This window comes from Vibrio sp. MM46, assembly GCF_027587135.1.
GTDB classification, from domain to species: domain Bacteria; phylum Pseudomonadota; class Gammaproteobacteria; order Enterobacterales; family Vibrionaceae; genus Vibrio; species Vibrio harveyi.
Window position 1 is genome coordinate 139,965 of sequence record NZ_JAPPTO010000010.1, and the last position, 17,132, is coordinate 157,096.

The following is a 17,132-nucleotide window of genomic DNA, read 5'->3' on the forward strand; positions in this document are numbered from 1 at the left end:
AGATATTGATGACCAGTCTTTTTCTCAAATCGTTACTCGGTGCGGTGGCAGTACTCGTCATTGCCATGCTCTCTAAATCAAAAAGCTTCTATATTGCAGGTTTGGTGCCTTTGTTTCCGACCTTCGCATTGATTGCGCACTTTATTGTGGGCAGCGAGCGAGATATGGAGGCACTGCGCCAAACCGCACTGTTCGGTATCTACTCTCTAATACCTTATGCGGCGTATCTGATGTCTGTCTTTTACTTTAGCTACCGCTTGAGCTTGGTGGGTACACTGACAGCCGCGACGCTGGTTTGGGTCATGTTCGCATCGATTTTGCTCGCCTTTTGGACTCGATGGATGGTGGTTGCTTAAAGTTTGCTCAATCTGACTTAGTAGTTGCTGGGCGATTCATAGTCAGCATTGATGTGATCTGGCTCCGATTGACCTTTTCAAGATTACCTCCTGACATTCCGTTTATAAAACGCCGTTTTTTAACCTGCTAATGACCTCGGGCTTGTTTTTACCTGATGTGAATTACAGTTCTCGATTTACTATACCGCCAATCAAAGATAACTGTACTGGGAAGTAATCCATGAATATGAAATCTATCGCAATTGCGACGGCAGTTGTTGCTGTACTGGCAGGCTGTAAAGACAAAACGCCACCTGCACCAACTGAAGCAAACATTACGCTTGTTGAAGCGGTAACTGAAACCGTGAAGAACCCACATCAAGTGTGTAAAGATGTTGTAGTGACGCACCAAGTTGCACCTAAAGACAACAACAAGATCCTTGGCACGGTTGGCGGTGCGGCGGCGGGTGCTGCACTAGGTAACCAAATCGGTGGTGGTTCAGGCAAAGTGATTGCAACGGCGGCAGGAACCATCGCCGGTGCAATGGCGGGGCGTGAAATTCAAGACAATGTGCAGAAGGGCGATGTTGTGACTTCAACAGAGAAACAATGCCACACTGAATACACCACTTCAGAAAAAGTAGTAGGTTACGATGTCACTTATGAAGTTGCAGGTGCACCAACGACTGTGCGCATGAAGAGCAAACCTGCAGGCAAAACTTTCCCAATTCAAGATGGTAAAGTGGTTCTACCGCAATAATCGCCAACTAGATTGAATACATAAGCCCTTTTGTTCATTGAACTTAAGGGCTTTTTTCGTTTTAGAAGATAGTGGTGGATACTACTTGTCTGCGAAATAGTCGACCAACGTTTTACGCCACTTTCGTGATTCACGGATTTGTAACAGCGCGCGGTTAATCTCTTCCTCATAACGGTTGTTCTCTGTGATGATGAAGCCGTAGTTCTGTTTTTCTAGTTGGTACGGCAACACTTCTAAATCCTCAAATTGCCCAGATAGTCTGCTACTGCCAATCATGTATTTGAGCACAACATCATCCGCGACAATCGCCTCGACTTCACCTTTGTCTAAGGCAGTTAAAAGCGCCGTCATGTCTGCATAGTCTTTGTGGCGAATGCCAAAGCTAGTGAGTAACAAGGAAGAGGTGGTGGCCGTTTTGGTACCGACTTCAACATTGGCAAGATCATTGATACCTTTGATTTGTGAATAACCTTGGCTAAGGGTGAGTTTGCTAGCCAAAACTGCAGTAATACTGGCGATAAAAAGCATGCTGAAAACACCAATGAATACCGTCACAATTCGCCCAGTTAAGCTTTTAAATTCAAAGTAGTTAAACGGTCCTCGGGTAATAAACAGCAAGCCAAGAATAAAGCTTTCAACCCAGCGACCGCTTCTGTTTTTCATTGAATATAGCTTTTCGTTTTTCCCTTCTTCTAACGCATAGAAAAATGCTCCGACTAAGCCAGCTACCAATATGATGGCACCAACGATGAGCCACAAAGCCGGGTTCAAAAAGATAGATTGCAAGGTATGCAGATAGCCTTGGTTTTTTACCGCAATCGCGAGATGGGTTTCGTAGAAAGAATGAGAAAAATCAGCGAACAGTTCGCGTTCTGGAGTGATAGAAATACATGAAACACCTATATCTATTTGTTCTGTTTCTATCGCGTTGAGTAGATCGTCTAAAGGTTGGTTTTCAAAACGAAACTCGACGCTCATTTCTTTGGCAATTTGCTCCCATAATTCAATGCTGAGACCGTTCAAATCACTGTCAACAGAACCAATAACAAAAGGAGGACATGGGTAAGTCCCGACCTTAAGCGGAGAAGCGTTAGAGGAACTAGTCAGTAAAGAAAGAAGCAAACATGTTGTAATTACAAGGAATTGAAGTGTGGTTTTCAAACCAATTTGCATGCGCAGATCCTCAAAAAAGTGGCAGCGCTGAATTGAATCAAGAGCGATTTCTTGCACAAAAAAGCCCGAGTGTTGAGAGTTTCCGAGAGGTAATGATGAATTCAATGCTGCCTTAATTTTGTTATTTACTGTTTTAACTATAGCAGGCAACGCTTCATTGAATTTCAAGTTCGATGACGTTAACAGCGAGACGAGCGTTGGGAGAGTCTGTAAGCGTATGTAAGCATCGATAGAAGAGGCTGTTTTTTTGTTTAAAATTTGTCTCTTTATTGAATGATGTTTTATTGGAGTAGTGATGAAGAAACAAACATTGACGATGATTATTTTGATTGCGTTGACAGGCTGTGGTATCGAGGGACAAAGCCATTCTTCTACTCCAGCTAATGCACCTAATTTGTTTGTATCACAATGTGGAGATCAACTGTTTCCAGATGAACCTAGTCTGTCCTTTGCAGTTAAGGGGGATGTGGCAGAATTACAAGGGGTCGTTTGTAAAGGGTCGCCTGCTGCATTTGAACGTATGATGAAAAAGCACCCAGAGATTAAACTACTTAAGTTTATTAGTATTGATGGCTCTGCTGATGATGATGCAAACCTAGAGCTCGCTTACCAAGTACGTGCAAGCCATTTAGATTCTTACATTGCTGCTGATGGAGAAATAGCCTCTGGTGGTACAGATTTGTTTGTAGCTGGCGTGAATAGAACGATAGAAAGTGGGGCGACGATCGGAGTGCATTCTTGGGGAGCTGGGGATGACGTTGCCACAGACTTTCCTGTTGGTCACGAATATCATCAGCCATACATTGATTACTACAGAAAAATGGGATTACCCGACCCAGAAGGCTTTTACTACTTCACTATAAACGCAGCATCGGCTGACAATATCTACAATATGAATGAGCGAGAAATCACGCTGTACGGGCTAGGTAAGATAACCTCTTCTACAAGTAATTAAGGGCAACGACAATTCGGGTGTTGTGTTGATGTCTGTGCATAGACCGAATTTCAGAAGCGAGCATGAATATCGGATACTAAAATACAAAAGCCGAGCGATGAACGCTCGGCTTTTTAGATACTTACGCTGCAGGAGCTCGGTGATGTTGCTCTTCTGCGAGTTTGGCGGCTTGCGCTTGCTTTTGTTTGCGGCGTTCTCGTTTGGATAGCCAAATCAGAGGCACGACAATCATTACCGTGCCGATTGCCATAAAGATATCTGGCACTTCACCGAACCAAATCAAACCAACGATCACGGCACCAATTAAGCCGCTGTATTCTGCGCTAGCAATTTTGTTGCTATCGATAGAGCGATAAGCCAACACGCAGGTTGCTGCATAAATCATGATGAATAAGCTTGAGCCTGCTGCTACAGGGAATGAGCTCCAATCCCATGCTTCGCCCTCGATAAACACCAACAAGAGTGATACAGGCATACCGGCTAGATTCGTCATCAAAAGTGTGTGTGGTACGGATTGGTTCTTCGGTAACTTCCGAATTAGCAGGTTGTTGATCGCCAAAGTGACTGCGACAACCAATGCCGATAGCGCCGCCCAATCAATCTGATCAGGGCGAATAATCACAAGTACACCTGCAAAACCCATCACTGCCGCTGCAATAGATTGTGCAGAAAGTTTCTCTCCAAAGAAGATCGCTGCCAGTGGCAACATGATCAAAGGAGCTGCATAAAAGATCGCATTTGCCGTAGCGAGTGGCATTGATGAGATGGCAAACACCATAAAAATCGCACCAGTTAACCAAACGTGCGCACGAACCGCATGCCATTTAAAGCCTTCCATTAATGGGGCTTGTTTAGTGAGTAGGTACACGGGTAATAACATCATCACAGCTGACAATTGTCGGTAAAACACAAACTGAAAAACCGGCACCTCATTACCGACGCTTTTGATCAAAGCGTCTGAGAGCACCGCAATTAGGTTACCAACAATTAATAGCAGCATGGCTGCGCCGACAGATGTGACTTTCACGTTATTCCTCTCCTCATTCTTTGCCAAAGAGTAGGTGATGTCATAGGATGAAGTGAAATGATATTTATTAGTTTAAGTATGAGATTTTTAGATAATGAAATTGCCACCTCTTAGAGCGGTCCACTGTTTTGAATCCGTTGCTCGTAATTTGAGCTTTTCCTTTGCAGCAGAGGAGCTCAACGTGACGCAAAGTGCGGTGAGTCATCAGATTCGCATATTAGAAGACTACCTTGGTGAAGCCCTGTTCATTCGTCAGGGGCGTAAGTTATCGCTCTCGGATACTGGCTTTCGTTATCTTGAAGATATCAGTCCTGCTATTAGTGCCATTGCGATGGCGAGTCAAAAAGTGCGTGAAGGCGAAAAGGGCAGTCTACGCTTGGCAATTTACAGCTCGCTGGCGGTGAAATGGTTAATCCCACGATTGGCGGACTTCAAGCGTCAGCATCCGGAAATTGATCTTACGCTCAACATGGTTGCAGGAGATCCAGAACAAACCGACAGCGTTGGTGACTGTTTTATCACAGTGCAGAAGCCTAAGCGTAATTACGTGGCTGTGCGTTTATATGATGAGACTTTGTATCCGGTATGTAGCCTCAATATCTGGAAAGAAATTCAAGACCAACCAATGCCGAATGCACTCTGGCACTATCCGATCCTTTCGACCGACTCTATCTATCGTGAGCGCGGTAAAGATTGGTCAGAGTGGTGCAAAGCCGGTGGGTTTGAGTTGCCAAAAGATATTGATATGCAGCACTTCAGTCACATGCTGCTGGCTATCGAAGCTGCTCGCTATGACCAAGGCATTACGTTTGCCAATGACTTTATGTTGAATGAACGAGATAAGGCTCAAGACTTGGTTTATATCCCCTCTCACGGCTTAGAAACTGGGGATAGCTTTTACTTTGTACATAAGAAGAATCGTGCTCGTCAGCCTGAAATCATCAAGTTGACTAACTGGCTTAAACAGCAGTGCTTATAGCGCAGATTGTGTGATTGCTTCGTGGTATTCCTTGTGATGCTAGACTTAATTTAGGCAGGTCAGTTGGGAGAGTATCATGAGCTACGCGCACATTTTGGTGGCAGTTGATTTATCAGATTCGAGTCGAGTAGTGATCGACAAAGCTATTGCGATGGCAAGAGATGCAAACAGTAAGGTGTCTTTTGTTTTTGTTGATCACGATAGGGTCGCGCTGGAATCGAAGGACGAGCAAAAGCTAATGCAAGAACTTGATGCTTTAGCTAAGCAGAGTGATTATCCAATTAGCGAGTCCATGGTGGTGGTGGGGGATCTACATATTAAGTTGGCTGGTATAGCGAAGGAAAATGACATCGATTTGGTGGTGTGTGGTCACCATCATAAGTTTATGAGCCGCTTGTTCTCTTCTATTCCCAAGCTCGCCAATGCTATTGAGGCAGACTTGCTCGTCGTATATTTGGACTGAGCCCTCACTCAAGATTACAAAGTAAAAGGGAGGCTTTGCTAAGCCTCCCTTTATGATTCTAAAAGCGACTATTGCTTTTTGATCAGCGCTTTAATCACATCAATCGTGTATAGCTGACAATCGACCGCGGTTTGCGGATCGAAGTCTTGCTTGTGTTGATCTGTGTTCGAAAGTATACGGATACCAACGAAAGGCACTTGGTAAGCTTGAGCAACCAATGCCGTAGAGGAAGTCTCCATTTCTTCAACAGACGTACCGTATGTTTCATGGAACCAGTTGATACGATCCACTTCGCGGTTCCATTCGTCCGCTGAGCCAATCAAGCCTCTCACGACTTTGCCTTTTTTGTATTCTTCAGACAAAGAAAGAGCGGTTTCAACCAGTGCCGGATCCGCTTTAAATTGTTTGTGTTCAACAAACTCGCCGTTTTCACGTAGACGCATGGTTACGTCGAAGTTCTGCCACTTCGTTGGGTCGATGCCTTTGCCTTTTTTAGCAAACTCAGACTTGTAAGCGCCCATGTTGAAACTCGCTTCGCCAACCACAATGTCACCGCGGTATAACTTAGGATCGTGACCACCAGATGTACCTTGGTTGATAATATACTTTGGATTGAAGTGTTCAATCGCAATAGTGGTAGAGGCTGCAGCGTTCGCCAAGCCAACTTCGGTACGAGAAACCACGACTGGATAGCCATCTATATCACCTTGCCAGAAGGTCCAAGAACCAACGGTGGTTTGTTTGGCATCATCCAATGCTTCAACTAGGGTGCTGGTTTCAATATCCATCGCTCCTTGCACAAGGATTGGTTGAGTTTGAGCGAAAACAGAGAAAGAAAGTACTGCAGGAACAAGTGCAGCGAAACGTTTAAAGATTTGCATACGACATACTTACAAATGAGAAAGATGGCGAAATCTATCAATGGCAATCGTTTGCGTCAATTGGTTGAATTGTTATTTTTCTTAATAAATGAAAATTCTTGATTGTCGTTCTAAATAACAAGAATGAAAAAATCCGAGCGGGGGAGGCTCGGATTTGGTCTTTATCAGGACTAGATTAAATGGTTATACCGTATTAAGGCATCTTGCTCAGGTTGTAAAATGAAGCCAGTTCGCCAGTCGCTTTTTCGCCGTTCATATCCAACTTCATTAGCATGTTTTCACCAACGAAGTACTGGTTTGGACCAGACTCATCAACCAATGTAATGGTGTTGCCTGATTCATTCCAAGTGAACTTACCTTCTGATTTGATTGGGTTGCCTTCTTTGCCTTCATACAGCTCTACTAATGTATAAGTGCCGTCTTCGTTAATGGTTAACGTTGTATCGATACCCGCGCAATCTGCACAAGGAAGTTTGCCTTTGTAAATGCCGTTCCAATCCAACGAATTTTGCGCATTGTGACCAGAATCTACAAAGGTATCTGTCGTGATCATTTGCTCTTCTTCAATCGGTGTTGCATCAACGGTGCTTTCAACTTCTGAGGCCTGAGGAATGTCAACCGCAGTTGTCTCTGCTGGTTTCTCATCCTGACAGCCTGCTAGAATAACGACCGCACCAGTGAGTGCTAATAGTGTCTTTTTCATTTTATTCCTCTCTAAATCAACAAGTTGATATACCAAAGTAATCTCGTTGCATGTATGCTAAGGTCACTTAGGTATACCGTGATAATAATAGACTTGTTTCCTAAACCTGCGTCAGAACAAAGCAAACCATTGAACGACCTCTGTAAGAAAAAATCTTTAACGTCAGTGATTTGCAAATAAAAGGGATAGGAGAAGAAAATGGAAGAATTGGTTACAGTCGTTCTTCGAGCAATTGTTCGTTCTATTATTATAGAAATTTTCCTGTGGAGATTGAGTTATTGCACCGGTTATATCGGGCTGTCGATTATTACTTTAGGCAAGCGTCCGCACAAACCAATGTCGAAAGCGATGCGAATACGCATCAGCTATTTTGGTATTTTTCTGTTGGTTGTGTTCCTTGTGTTTATGTTTTGACTTTCGTAGCGCAATTTTTAAACCGCCACCAGATAAAAAAGGCTCATCAGATGATGAGCCTTTTGCGTATTAGGATGCTTTATCCATTGCGGGTGGTGTTTTGACCTCCTTTGACGGAGACTCCTCTTCGGTATTATCAGTAAAGATTTCAGCCACGGCGCTACGTTCTAGTTCACCTTGCAGATTACCTTCGTCATCCACAACCGGCAGTGAGTAGTCACAAGACATGGTGTCTGGAAGTACTTCTTCAATTACGGAATCAGGAGAGACAACAGGCACTTCTTCGTAGATCTCTTCTGCCAGCTCTTGTGCTGCATCGGTTTTCGCAGCATCTAGCAAGCTCTCTTTGGTAACCACTCCTTGATAGCCATCATCGGTCACGTGGTACGCGTAGTCTTGTTTCACGCGTTTCATCTCAACAAGGGCTTCTTCAATGGTTGTTGCTGCAATGCGATACGCTGGTGGCTGCATCACGGTTTCAACCGTCAGAGCGCGTGCTCGGTTTACGTCCTTCACGAAGGCCTCTACATATTCATCGGCAGGGTGTAGCAGAATCTCGTCTGGAGAACCTTGTTGTACTAACTCGCCATCTTTCAAAATAGCGATACGGTCACCCAAGCGAAGCGCTTCATCCAAATCGTGAGTGATAAAGATAATGGTCTTATGTAGCTTCTCTTGCAGTTCAATCAGCTGATCTTGCATCTCGCTACGGATCAGAGGGTCGAGTGCCGAGAACGCTTCATCCATCAATAAGATCTCGGCGTCAGTCGCCAGTGCACGAGCCAAGCCTACACGTTGTTGCTGACCACCAGAAAGCTGCGCAGGGTATTGGTTCTCGTAACCTTTCAGACCAACTGTCTCCAACCATTCATTGGCTTTCGCAAGACGCGCTTCTTTTTTGATGCCTTGGATTTCCAAGCCGTAAGCTACGTTGTCAACCACAGTACGATGGGGCAAAAGACCGAAGCGTTGAAATACCATCGACATTTTATGGCGGCGAAACTCTTCTAGCTCTTTTGGTGACAGCTGCATTACGTCGACGCCTTCAACTAAGATTTGCCCCATGGTTGGGTCAATTAAACGGTTGAAGTGGCGAATCATGGTCGACTTACCAGAGCCAGATAGCCCCATAATAACGAAGATTTCGCCTTTGTTAATTTGCAGATTGATGTCTTTTAAACCAACGGTATGACCCGTATCAGCCAGAATTTGGTCTTTGCTCTGGCCTTGTTTTACTCGCTCAATCACTGTTTTTGGCTTTGGTCCGAAGATCTTATACAGCCCGCTAATTTCAATAAGTGGCTTAGTCATGTTTCAGATCTCCTAAGTGTGCTTGGGTTCGCTTCGCGTAAGCTTGCGACGCTCGGTCAAACAGAATCGCCAGTGCCACAATTGCTAGCCCGTTAAGCAGACCAAGGGTGAAATACTGGTTGGTAATTGATTTTAATACTGGCTGACCTAAGCCTTTAACGCCAATCATAGAAGCGATAACAACCATAGAAAGTGCCATCATGATGGTTTGGTTGATACCAGCCATAATGGTTGGCATTGCCAAAGGTAATTGTACGCCGATTAAGCGTTGCTTGTTACTTGCACCAAAGGCGGTGGCGGCTTCAAGAACTTCCTTATCTACGAGTCGAATGCCTAAGTTGGTTAAACGAATGACTGGTGGAATCGCGTAGATCACAACAGCAATCAAACCTGGGATCTTACCGATACCAAGGAGCATAACGACCGGAATCAGATAGACGAACGCGGGCATGGTTTGCATCACGTCGAGCAGTGGTGTCACGACGGATTGCACGCGATTGGATCGTGCCATGGCAATACCGATAGGAATGCCGAGCGCAATGGCGAGCATGGTACACACCGTGATGATGCTGAGCGTCCGCATCGTGTCTTCCCACATGCCAAAGTACCCAATCAGGATTAATGACACGAAACACGCGACAGCCAGTTTCCACGATCGGCTTGCGGCATAAACCAACGCGGTACATACACCAAGGATGATCATCCATGGTGTAGAAATGAGGAGTTTTTCGAACCAAACGAGAAATGAGAGAAGAGGATCGAAGAATGATTCAATAAGGTCGCCGTATTCGCGAGAGAAATCGCGGTAGGCACCATCTAGGGTTTTGCGGATAGCTCTGAGATCTGAGCGATCCATTTCTGGGAATTCGCTAAGCCAATTCGAGTCAGACATGTTTACTTCCTTTTCTTGCCGAGACCCAAGTGAGCCTCGGCATACAACAATTTTGGTATTCCTATACCATTTACGAAACGTCTAAGTCTTACAGTGCACCTTGCACTTTTTTAGCTACGTCTTGAGGAACCCATGCGGTCCAGATCTGTGGGTAGTTTTCTAGGAAATGGAACATGGTTTCTTCACCGTCCGCTTGGTTGTCTTCCATCCAAGCCAGCAATTGGTTCATGTCTGCATTGGTGAAACCACGTTTAGTGAAGTAGTTGTATGCAGCCGGAGAGCGTGAAGCAAACTCTTCAGTCGTAATGGTGTGAACCGGTGAAGGTGGGTACATGGTTGGTTTTGGATTTTCGCAATCAGCTTGTGTCGTACAGCTGACAAATTCTTTCTCATCAACGCCGCTACCGAAATCCACTTTCACCATATCGTACTTACCGAGAACCGCAGTTGGTGCCCAGTAGTAACCAAACCAGGCTTCTTCACGTTCGTAGGCTTTTGCTATTGAGCCAGACAGACCTGCACTTGACCCTGGGTCGATAATATCAAAGCCTGATCCGGCAAGGTCCATCGCTTTGAAAAGGTTACCGGCGCTGATTTGACAGTTCCAACCAGCTGGGCAGCTGTAAAATGCCGATTTTGCTTTGTCTTCTGGATGAGAGAACAGCTTCGCGTGTTTTTTCACACCTTCGATGGTTTTCATTTCAGGGTATTGTTTAACAAGGTAGGCAGGGATCCAGAAACCTTCTTCACCGCCATCGACGAGTGCTTTACCAGCATAGCGTAGGCGCTTTTCTTCAACACCTTTATCTAGTGCATCTTTAAGGCTGTTACTCCAAAGCTCTGGTGCCACATCGGGCTGTCCTTTTTCGATCATTGAGGTGCCAGTTGGCATGGTGTCGCCAGGGATGAGTTCGGCATCACAGCCGTAGCCGTGCTCAAGAATAAAACGGTCCACGTTGGCAATCAGTGTTGCAGAGTTCCAGTTCATATCTGCAATGGTAACCGTTCCACACTCACTTGCGTTTGCGTTGGTCGCTGCTAGCGCACCAATCGCTAGTAGTAAGGGAGTTTTGTACGTCATATTGAGTTTCCTTTCTCTAAATTGCTCACTTAGGGTAACTAATTAATCATTAGTGTTCAAACTAATGTGTTAGGTGAATTATAGCTTTGTTTATTAATGAGCGTGAAAGTGATGGTGAATTTTTGATGAAAATAGCCACAGAAATGAAAGGTTTTTTATCGACTCATGTCAATGAATCGTATGGTGGTTTGTATGTACTGTTGCATTATTATTAGATGTCTAACGAATATTTCGCTATGAATACGATTTTTGCAAACTAAGATATTGGCATATGCTAAAAAATATAATTGGCATATGCCATAAACGAGCGTAAGGTTAAGGCGTTTTGTAGAGAGGATGTGATGGCGAGACCAAAAATAGAAAGACGCATATGTGGACGTGCAGCACACCATTGTTTTAAGCCCAATGGCGTACCGTTTTATGAGCTGGAGAAAGTCAACATATTGCCAGAAGAACTAGAGGCATTGCGATTAGCCGATCTGGAAGGATTGAGCCAGCAGCAAGCTGCCGACCAAATGGGAGTCTCTCGCCAGACCTTTGGTAATACGGTTAAAAGCGCGCGTTTTAAAGTCGCGAAAAGCCTAGTTGAGGGTCATGCACTTGTTTTTCCTGACCAGGAGTCAAACTCATGATTTACGCTATTCCGAATGACGGCGAACGCGTCGCCAATCATTTTGTTAAAGCCCCATACATTGCGATTTATTCCGACACGGAAGGGCTGTTGAAAAACCTAGCTAATATTGCTTCTATGCCACAAGCTGGCTGTAAAGCAAAATCTCAACTTATTCAATCTTTGCAAGAATATCATGTGGATGCAGTGTTGGTTCGCAACATTGGGGAACGTGCGCTTGGTAAGCTTTTGAGCAGTGGTAAACAAGTCTTTAAGCTATCGACTCGCAGCTCACTGGATGATGTAATGGGTGTTCCTCGATCGCCATTAACGGTTGCGACGCAAGGTCGCCCTTCGACCAATCACGTCAAAAAAGGTGGTTGCGGTGGCTGTGGTAGCAAAAAAGCACCTTCGCTATTGATCAATCCTCAATCTCAATCAAAAAACACACTCATGACGTTGCGCCCAACTAAACTTAAAGCATTGGTTTCTTCTTACGTGAAAGAGGTGAAGTAATGGTTTGGTTGTTCACTTTTCTTGGGTTCTTAGCCATCATTTTGTTGATGTCACTGGGTGTGATCTTTCACAATAAACGCATTCAAGGCAGTTGCGGCGGCTTGAATAACGTCGGCGTTGACAAAGTGTGTAACTGTGAGACTACTTGCGCAGAGAATGAACGCCGCCTCTATCAGATCCAAGAGCCAAGTTCGAAAGGTCAATAGATCCTAATATTGTCTAGAAGATCAAATTTTTAATGATGAGTTTTTGCGCATTTTTTGTTCAGTTCTACGATTAAGATTCGTCTTAATAAAGGAGAACCAAAATGGCATTTATGAAGCAGGATATCCCAAACCGTGTAACGGTGTACCATGACAATGTCGATCAGGAACAAGAACTCAAGAATGCGATGTTGCCAGAGAAGCCACGCTATTTTAACGGTTCTCCTACCTATAAAGCCGACAGTGTAGAGCAGTTCCAAACCAAGCTGAATCAGATTGGTATGTCGTTAGACAAATAAAGACCAAGAGAATACAACAACGCCCTCAAGTTTCGAGGGCGTTTGCTTTTTTAGGGGATAAATGAGAGAGGTTAATTTTGTTGCGTCGCTTCATTACACACTTGTTTTTGCACTGCTGGTGGAGCAGGTTCGTAGTGGCTGAGCGTCATGTTAAAGCTACCTTCACCGCCAGTAATTGAGCGCAGACGACGAGCATAATCTTGCAGTTCGTTGACTGGAGACTTGGCTCTTAACATGGTGAAGTTTGCGTCGATAGGCTCTGTTCCTTCAATTAGCCCGCGATTACCGGATAAGTCGCCGGATACATCACCCACATTCGCGGTTGGAATATGAAGCTCCATTTGCACAATCGGTTCGAGCACTATCGGGTCCGCATTGTTGATCGCATCTAAGAAGGCTTTCTTACCTGCGATGACAAACGCGATTTCTTTCGAGTCAACCGAGTGGTATTTACCATCGTAAACGGTCACTTCGACATCTTTGATTGGGTTACCAGAAATCGCCCCTTCTTCCAATGCCTGAACAATGCCTTTTTCCACTGCAGGGATGAGTGCAGTAGGAATCGCGCCGCCAACCACTTTATTAATGAACTTGAAGCCCGCACCGCGTTCGAGTGGGCGTACTTTTAATTGCACCTCACCAAATTGACCCGCGCCGCCGCTTTGTTTCTTATGACGATAGTGGCCTTCTGCTGGTTTGGTTATGGTCTCAAAGTATTCGACGCTTGGCTGGCTGGTTTCCACTTCCAGTTTGTAGACTGCAGACATTTTCTCAAGCGCTACTTTGAGGTGGAATTCACCCTGACCGCTGATGATGGTTTCATTGGTGCGTGCACGATGTTCGATTCGAAGAGAAGGATCTTCGCTGGCGATTTTATTCAGCACATCCCCAAGCTTTTGCTCGTCGCCACGCTTAACGGGCTTGAGGCACAGTGAGTACATCGAATCTGGGAAGTTGAGGGTTTTGAGTTGTACGCCATCTTCTTCATGAGAGTCATGAACAATGGAATCAAATTCCAACTCATCCACTTTGGCGAGCACACAGAAATCGCCGGCAAGCGCCCTTGGGATCTCCGTTCTGTCTTTGCCTTGCAACTGGTAAAGATGACCAACTTTGAACGCTTTGTTGCTTTCACCAATGTAGAGTTGGCTGCCTGCGTTGATTTCACCTTGGTAAACACGCAAATAGGCGAGTTTACCCATGTAAGGATCGACGCTGATCTTGTACACATGCGCCACGCTGTGCTCAAGTGCTTCACAGTTTACTTTTACCTTCTTGCCGTTTTTCTCCAACAGCGGTGGGTTGCCTTCATTTGGCATCGGCATGATTTCCGCTAGGGTTCTCAGCAGTAGTTCTACCCCCGCGCCTGTTTCGGACGACACAAAGCAGATTGGAATTACGTGTCCGGTTCTCAATGCTTCTTCAAACGGATCATGCAGCTGTTCTGCTGTCAGTTCTGAGCCTTGTTCGAGATACAGTTCCATCAGCTCTTCATCGACTTCAATCACTTGGTCTATCAAGGTTTCATGCGCTTCTTCGACTTTGGCGAGCAAGGTGTCGCGTTCGATCTCTGGTTCGAAATAGCAATCCACCACCGATTGAGCATCGGCTGAAGGTAAGTTGATTGGTAAGCAATTATCACCAAAGTGTTCGATGATATTTTCCATCACGGCTTCAAGTTGGTTGCCGTGATTGTCGAGCTTGTTGATGATGATCATCTGGCACTTTTGCTGCTCTTTAGCAAAGGCGAACAAGCGGTCAGAAGTTTGGTTGATGGGCATTTGTGGGTCGATGATCAACGCAGAAGTTTCGACGGCAGGGAACACGCTGAGTGTGCGCCCGAGTAATTCACTTTGTCCGGGAGTGTCGATGATATTGAGGCGGTGTTTGTTCCAACTGAGGGCGACTGGTGTGGCTTCGATACTGTGTTGATATTGGATGGATTGTTGGTCGAAATCGGTCACCGTATCGCCTTTTTCCACACACCCTAAATGGCTAGTGGCTTGGCAGGTGTAGAGCAGTTTTTCTATCAGTGTGGTTTTGCCGGTGCCCGTTTGACCGACAAAGGCGACGTTGCGGATCTTATTGATAGGCATAGAGCCTCCTTGCAAATGACGTGCGAAACCGAGTGAGCCGTTATCGGCAAATCAACGGTTCCAAAGCAAACCTGATATCAGGTACGAACTGCATTGGAGTAGGGCGGGTTTACCGCCTGTTCGTCTTCCATGTCATTTTTCGGATGACTCTATACATACAACCACCACCTTGCTGAAAAAGCGCATTAGAGGTTACTACCGTGTTAGCATGCCGTAATAACCTCGTAATTTATGTGACTTATTTCATGCTGATGGTGATTATTTTTTAATCTAGGTCATGAAATCGGTGATGGGGTTATCATCGCTTCTTTACAGAACGATTTCTCCTTCTCGATATACCAAAGCGGGCTCAATATCCTGACCCAGTAAAATCGGACCATCTAAATCAACCACTTTCGATTGGACCGCGATGGGTAGCGCTGCACGCATCGCCAATGAAGTGCCTAACATGCAACCGGACATCAAGGTAAAACCAAGATGTTTCGCTTCTTCTGCAAGCAATAAGGCTTCGGTAAGACCACCCGTCTTGTCGAGTTTGATGTTGACCATTTCGTATTTGCCTACCAATTCATGCAATTGTTGGCGTGTATGGCAACTTTCATCGGCACAAAGTGGAATTGGGTGCGAAATGTCTTTTAGCTTGTCATCGTCATTCGAGGGTAAAGGCTGCTCAATCATCGCAATATTCAGTGGCGCTAGCGCGGCAAAGGTGGCGTCTAAGTCCAGTTCTTGCCATGCTTCGTTCGCATCCAGCACGATCATCGCATCGCCTGCCGCTTCACGAACTGTGCGAACACGTTCAATCACTTGTTCGCCATCGAGCTTCACTTTAAGTAGTTTTGCGCCTTGTTCGATGTAGTTGCGGGTCTGGTTTGCCATTGCCTCTGGCGTGTTAATCGACACGGTCATCGCAGTGACAATCGATGCCGGCAATTCAAATAGATCTTGGGCATGTTGCTTGCCTGCGAGTTTGGCTTGTAAGTTCCACATCGCGCAGTCGAGCGCATTACGTGCCGCACCGGCAGGGAGAAGAGTTTGTAGTTTTTCTCTGAGGGAGACTATGTTCGCGTCACCTTTGGCAAACAAACCTTGCAGTTCATGAGCGGCTTGAGAAATGGCTTTGATCACCGATTTCACCGACTCGCCGTAACGAGGGTAAGGCGTACATTCACCTTGGGCACTGATGCCACTTTGTTCTACGGTTACGCGCACCACGTGACATTCAGTTCTGCTGCCACGGGATATACGAAAAGGCGTCGCCATCGCAATGGTGACGGGCTCTACATGGATTTTCATCGCATCTACAATCCTTAAATCGCAACTTAAATCGCAACTTAAATCGCAATAATCTGTTGAGCAATTTGCTCTACGCCAAAACGCACAGGATCGGTTACGGACACTTGGTATTTGTCCGTCCATTCTTGGCAAAGCTGTGCGGCATCATCTTCACTGATTGCAGAGGTATTCAAGCAGATTCCAACAAGTTGTGTGTCAGGGTTTGTTAAACGTGCTGCTTGTAAATTTGCCTCGATGGTTTGTTCAATCGTTGGCAATTTCGCATGGGGAAGGTTGCGAATGTGTGGGCGACCGATCTCGTGACACAATACCAAAGCGTCCGCTTGTGCGCCGTGAAGCAAGCCTAAACTCACGCCCGCAAAAGAAGGATTGAACAACGAGCCTTGTCCTTCAATGATGTCCCATTCATGGTCTGTGAACTCAGGGCTGATGGCTTCCACCGCACCAGAGATAAAGTCCGCGACAACAGCATCAATCGAAATACCACTGCCCGCGACTAAGATGCCCGTTTGACCTGTGGCTTTGAACTCAGCGTTACAACCAGATTGCTGTAAAGCTTTCTCAATCGCGAGGGCAGAGAACATCTTGCCAACCGAGCAGTCGGTGCCAACCGTTAGTAAGCGTTTCCCCGATCGCGCTTTACCATTGCCCACTTTGAGCGAGGCATCGTAATGGCGTACATCGTGTAACTTGGCTAAGCCACGTTGTTGTAAGTCATCTAAAGGAGCGAATTCAGAAAGACGTTGGTGCATACCTGAGGCGATTTCAAACCCCATTTCCGCCGCTTCTAGTAACGTCGCTTGCCATGATTCAGGAATAACACCACCAGGGTTTGCTGTGCCGATGACGAGCGTTTTTGCGCCTTGCTGCTGAGCCTGTTGCAGCGTCATATCGGTTAAACCTAACGAAACGGTTTCTGACGTAAGACGAAGCTGCCCTAAGCAAATCTCTGGGCGCCATTGATGGATACCGCGCGCAGTTTTTGCGGCTAATGGATCGGTGACGTCACCAAGAAAAAGTAAGTAAGGTTGAGCAATTTGCATGATGGTTCCCTCTGTCATTCTGTATGTTTTTAAACAGTACGTTTTCAAACAAGACGTTTTTAACCAATACGTTCAAGTAATGGCGTTTTCAAACA

The 17,132-nt window shown here is 45.6% G+C and carries 20 protein-coding genes; 10 read left to right on the plus strand and 10 right to left on the minus strand.

The window, feature by feature from the left end:
• Nucleotides 1-8: 8 nt before the first annotated feature.
• Both OH459_RS13305 and OH459_RS13310 read left to right on the plus strand, forming a co-directional pair.
• Nucleotides 9-356, plus strand: a complete 348-nt coding sequence (locus OH459_RS13305) for a GlpM family protein (RefSeq protein ID WP_009699273.1) — start codon at nucleotides 9-11, stop codon at nucleotides 354-356.
• Between the two features lie 220 nt (nucleotides 357-576).
• On the plus strand, nucleotides 577-1,095 hold the full coding sequence (locus OH459_RS13310) for a glycine zipper 2TM domain-containing protein (protein WP_005452967.1): 519 nt from the start codon (nucleotides 577-579) through the stop codon (nucleotides 1,093-1,095).
• Between the two features lie 81 nt (nucleotides 1,096-1,176).
• On the opposite strand, the gene OH459_RS13315 is transcribed toward OH459_RS13310, so the two are convergent.
• The gene (locus tag OH459_RS13315; RefSeq protein ID WP_033007722.1) at nucleotides 1,177-2,268 is read right to left on the minus strand and encodes a transporter substrate-binding domain-containing protein; all 1,092 of its coding nucleotides are present in this window, start codon (nucleotides 2,266-2,268) and stop codon (nucleotides 1,177-1,179) included.
• Nucleotides 2,269-2,563: 295 nt separating this feature from the next.
• On the opposite strand from OH459_RS13315, the gene OH459_RS13320 reads away from it, so the two are divergent.
• Nucleotides 2,564-3,223, plus strand: a complete 660-nt coding sequence (locus OH459_RS13320) for an alpha/beta hydrolase (RefSeq protein ID WP_009697903.1) — start codon at nucleotides 2,564-2,566, stop codon at nucleotides 3,221-3,223.
• Nucleotides 3,224-3,344: 121 nt separating this feature from the next.
• On the opposite strand, the gene OH459_RS13325 is transcribed toward OH459_RS13320, so the two are convergent.
• Nucleotides 3,345-4,250 carry a DMT family transporter gene (locus OH459_RS13325; RefSeq protein ID WP_009697902.1) on the minus strand — a complete coding sequence of 302 codons (906 nt, stop codon included), beginning with the start codon at nucleotides 4,248-4,250 and terminating at the stop codon, nucleotides 3,345-3,347.
• Nucleotides 4,251-4,344: 94 nt separating this feature from the next.
• Between OH459_RS13325 and OH459_RS13330 the strand changes: the two genes are divergently transcribed.
• Nucleotides 4,345-5,229 (plus strand): LysR substrate-binding domain-containing protein, encoded by an 885-nt coding sequence (locus OH459_RS13330; protein WP_269987114.1) that lies wholly within the window; start codon nucleotides 4,345-4,347, stop codon nucleotides 5,227-5,229.
• 76 nt (nucleotides 5,230-5,305) lie between these two features.
• Nucleotides 5,306-5,692, plus strand: coding sequence for a universal stress protein (locus tag OH459_RS13335; protein ID WP_038899338.1), 387 nt, complete (start codon nucleotides 5,306-5,308; stop codon nucleotides 5,690-5,692).
• Nucleotides 5,693-5,760: 68 nt separating this feature from the next.
• Here the strand turns inward: OH459_RS13335 and OH459_RS13340 are convergent, their stop codons facing one another.
• Nucleotides 5,761-6,573 (minus strand): 5'-methylthioadenosine/S-adenosylhomocysteine nucleosidase, encoded by an 813-nt coding sequence (locus OH459_RS13340; RefSeq protein ID WP_269987117.1) that lies wholly within the window; start codon nucleotides 6,571-6,573, stop codon nucleotides 5,761-5,763.
• Nucleotides 6,574-6,766: 193 nt separating this feature from the next.
• Nucleotides 6,767-7,276, minus strand: coding sequence for a copper resistance protein NlpE (locus OH459_RS13345; protein ID WP_269987119.1), 510 nt, complete (start codon nucleotides 7,274-7,276; stop codon nucleotides 6,767-6,769).
• A 198-nt stretch (nucleotides 7,277-7,474) separates the two neighbouring features.
• Between OH459_RS13345 and OH459_RS13350 the strand changes: the two genes are divergently transcribed.
• Complete coding sequence (locus OH459_RS13350) at nucleotides 7,475-7,690, plus strand: hypothetical protein (RefSeq protein ID WP_005452947.1); 216 nt, start codon at nucleotides 7,475-7,477, stop codon at nucleotides 7,688-7,690.
• A gap of 69 nt (nucleotides 7,691-7,759) precedes the next feature.
• Here OH459_RS13350 and OH459_RS13355 read toward each other — a convergent pair whose 3' ends face one another.
• From OH459_RS13355 to OH459_RS13365, 3 genes are all read right to left on the minus strand, one after another.
• A complete protein-coding gene (locus OH459_RS13355) occupies nucleotides 7,760-9,001 on the minus strand; it encodes a quaternary amine ABC transporter ATP-binding protein (RefSeq protein ID WP_029788248.1) in 1,242 nt (413 codons plus the stop codon).
• A complete protein-coding gene (locus tag OH459_RS13360; protein WP_029788247.1) occupies nucleotides 8,994-9,893 on the minus strand; it encodes an ABC transporter permease in 900 nt (299 codons plus the stop codon). The genes OH459_RS13355 and OH459_RS13360 overlap by 8 nt, the downstream gene beginning before the upstream one ends.
• A gap of 88 nt (nucleotides 9,894-9,981) precedes the next feature.
• Entirely contained in the window at nucleotides 9,982-10,974 is a 993-nt protein-coding gene (locus OH459_RS13365; protein ID WP_005452943.1) for an ABC transporter substrate-binding protein, read from the minus strand.
• 341 nt (nucleotides 10,975-11,315) lie between these two features.
• Between OH459_RS13365 and OH459_RS13370 the strand changes: the two genes are divergently transcribed.
• The 4 genes from OH459_RS13370 to OH459_RS13385 all read left to right on the plus strand — a co-directional run bounded on the left by OH459_RS13370 (nucleotide 11,316) and on the right by OH459_RS13385 (nucleotide 12,602).
• Nucleotides 11,316-11,606 (plus strand): DUF134 domain-containing protein, encoded by a 291-nt coding sequence (locus tag OH459_RS13370; RefSeq protein ID WP_005452940.1) that lies wholly within the window; start codon nucleotides 11,316-11,318, stop codon nucleotides 11,604-11,606.
• A complete protein-coding gene (locus OH459_RS13375; RefSeq protein WP_005452938.1) occupies nucleotides 11,603-12,100 on the plus strand; it encodes a NifB/NifX family molybdenum-iron cluster-binding protein in 498 nt (165 codons plus the stop codon). Before OH459_RS13370 ends, OH459_RS13375 begins: the two co-directional genes overlap by 4 nt.
• Complete coding sequence (gene nqrM / locus OH459_RS13380) at nucleotides 12,100-12,306, plus strand: (Na+)-NQR maturation NqrM (protein WP_005452936.1); 207 nt, start codon at nucleotides 12,100-12,102, stop codon at nucleotides 12,304-12,306. The genes OH459_RS13375 and nqrM overlap by 1 nt, the downstream gene beginning before the upstream one ends.
• Nucleotides 12,307-12,407: 101 nt before the next feature.
• A complete protein-coding gene (locus OH459_RS13385) occupies nucleotides 12,408-12,602 on the plus strand; it encodes a hypothetical protein (RefSeq protein ID WP_005452934.1) in 195 nt (64 codons plus the stop codon).
• Between the two features lie 71 nt (nucleotides 12,603-12,673).
• Here OH459_RS13385 and fusA read toward each other — a convergent pair whose 3' ends face one another.
• The 3 genes from fusA to dgcN all read right to left on the minus strand — a co-directional run bounded on the left by fusA (nucleotide 12,674) and on the right by dgcN (nucleotide 17,037).
• Nucleotides 12,674-14,698, minus strand: coding sequence for an elongation factor G (fusA, locus tag OH459_RS13390; RefSeq protein WP_009703549.1), 2,025 nt, complete (start codon nucleotides 14,696-14,698; stop codon nucleotides 12,674-12,676).
• A 309-nt stretch (nucleotides 14,699-15,007) separates the two neighbouring features.
• Nucleotides 15,008-15,994, minus strand: coding sequence for an N-acetyl-D-Glu racemase DgcA (gene dgcA / locus OH459_RS13395; protein WP_269987127.1), 987 nt, complete (start codon nucleotides 15,992-15,994; stop codon nucleotides 15,008-15,010).
• Nucleotides 15,995-16,032: 38 nt separating this feature from the next.
• Nucleotides 16,033-17,037: an N-acetyltransferase DgcN gene (gene dgcN, locus OH459_RS13400; RefSeq protein ID WP_269987129.1), complete on the minus strand. Its 1,005-nt coding sequence runs from the start codon at nucleotides 17,035-17,037 to the stop codon at nucleotides 16,033-16,035.
• Nucleotides 17,038-17,132: the final 95 nt, after the last annotated feature.

Bases quoted from the DNA above. Each gene is read 5' to 3' on its own strand.
- OH459_RS13305 (WP_009699273.1), top strand. From the start codon at position 9: ATGACCAGTCTTTTTCTCAAATCGTTACTCGGTGCGGTGGCAGTACTC.
- OH459_RS13310 (WP_005452967.1), top strand. From the start codon at position 577: ATGAATATGAAATCTATCGCAATTGCGACGGCAGTTGTTGCTGTACTG.
- OH459_RS13315 (WP_033007722.1), bottom strand. From the start codon at position 2,268: ATGCAAATTGGTTTGAAAACCACACTTCAATTCCTTGTAATTACAACA.
- OH459_RS13320 (WP_009697903.1), top strand. From the start codon at position 2,564: ATGAAGAAACAAACATTGACGATGATTATTTTGATTGCGTTGACAGGC.
- OH459_RS13330 (WP_269987114.1), top strand. From the start codon at position 4,345: ATGAAATTGCCACCTCTTAGAGCGGTCCACTGTTTTGAATCCGTTGCT.
- OH459_RS13335 (WP_038899338.1), top strand. From the start codon at position 5,306: ATGAGCTACGCGCACATTTTGGTGGCAGTTGATTTATCAGATTCGAGT.
- OH459_RS13340 (WP_269987117.1), bottom strand. From the start codon at position 6,573: ATGCAAATCTTTAAACGTTTCGCTGCACTTGTTCCTGCAGTACTTTCT.
- OH459_RS13345 (WP_269987119.1), bottom strand. From the start codon at position 7,276: ATGAAAAAGACACTATTAGCACTCACTGGTGCGGTCGTTATTCTAGCA.
- OH459_RS13350 (WP_005452947.1), top strand. From the start codon at position 7,475: ATGGAAGAATTGGTTACAGTCGTTCTTCGAGCAATTGTTCGTTCTATT.
- OH459_RS13355 (WP_029788248.1), bottom strand. From the start codon at position 9,001: ATGACTAAGCCACTTATTGAAATTAGCGGGCTGTATAAGATCTTCGGA.
- OH459_RS13360 (WP_029788247.1), bottom strand. From the start codon at position 9,893: ATGTCTGACTCGAATTGGCTTAGCGAATTCCCAGAAATGGATCGCTCA.
- OH459_RS13365 (WP_005452943.1), bottom strand. From the start codon at position 10,974: ATGACGTACAAAACTCCCTTACTACTAGCGATTGGTGCGCTAGCAGCG.
- OH459_RS13370 (WP_005452940.1), top strand. From the start codon at position 11,316: ATGGCGAGACCAAAAATAGAAAGACGCATATGTGGACGTGCAGCACAC.
- OH459_RS13375 (WP_005452938.1), top strand. From the start codon at position 11,603: ATGATTTACGCTATTCCGAATGACGGCGAACGCGTCGCCAATCATTTT.
- nqrM (WP_005452936.1), top strand. From the start codon at position 12,100: ATGGTTTGGTTGTTCACTTTTCTTGGGTTCTTAGCCATCATTTTGTTG.
- OH459_RS13385 (WP_005452934.1), top strand. From the start codon at position 12,408: ATGGCATTTATGAAGCAGGATATCCCAAACCGTGTAACGGTGTACCAT.
- fusA (WP_009703549.1), bottom strand. From the start codon at position 14,698: ATGCCTATCAATAAGATCCGCAACGTCGCCTTTGTCGGTCAAACGGGC.
- dgcA (WP_269987127.1), bottom strand. From the start codon at position 15,994: ATGAAAATCCATGTAGAGCCCGTCACCATTGCGATGGCGACGCCTTTT.
- dgcN (WP_269987129.1), bottom strand. From the start codon at position 17,037: ATGCAAATTGCTCAACCTTACTTACTTTTTCTTGGTGACGTCACCGAT.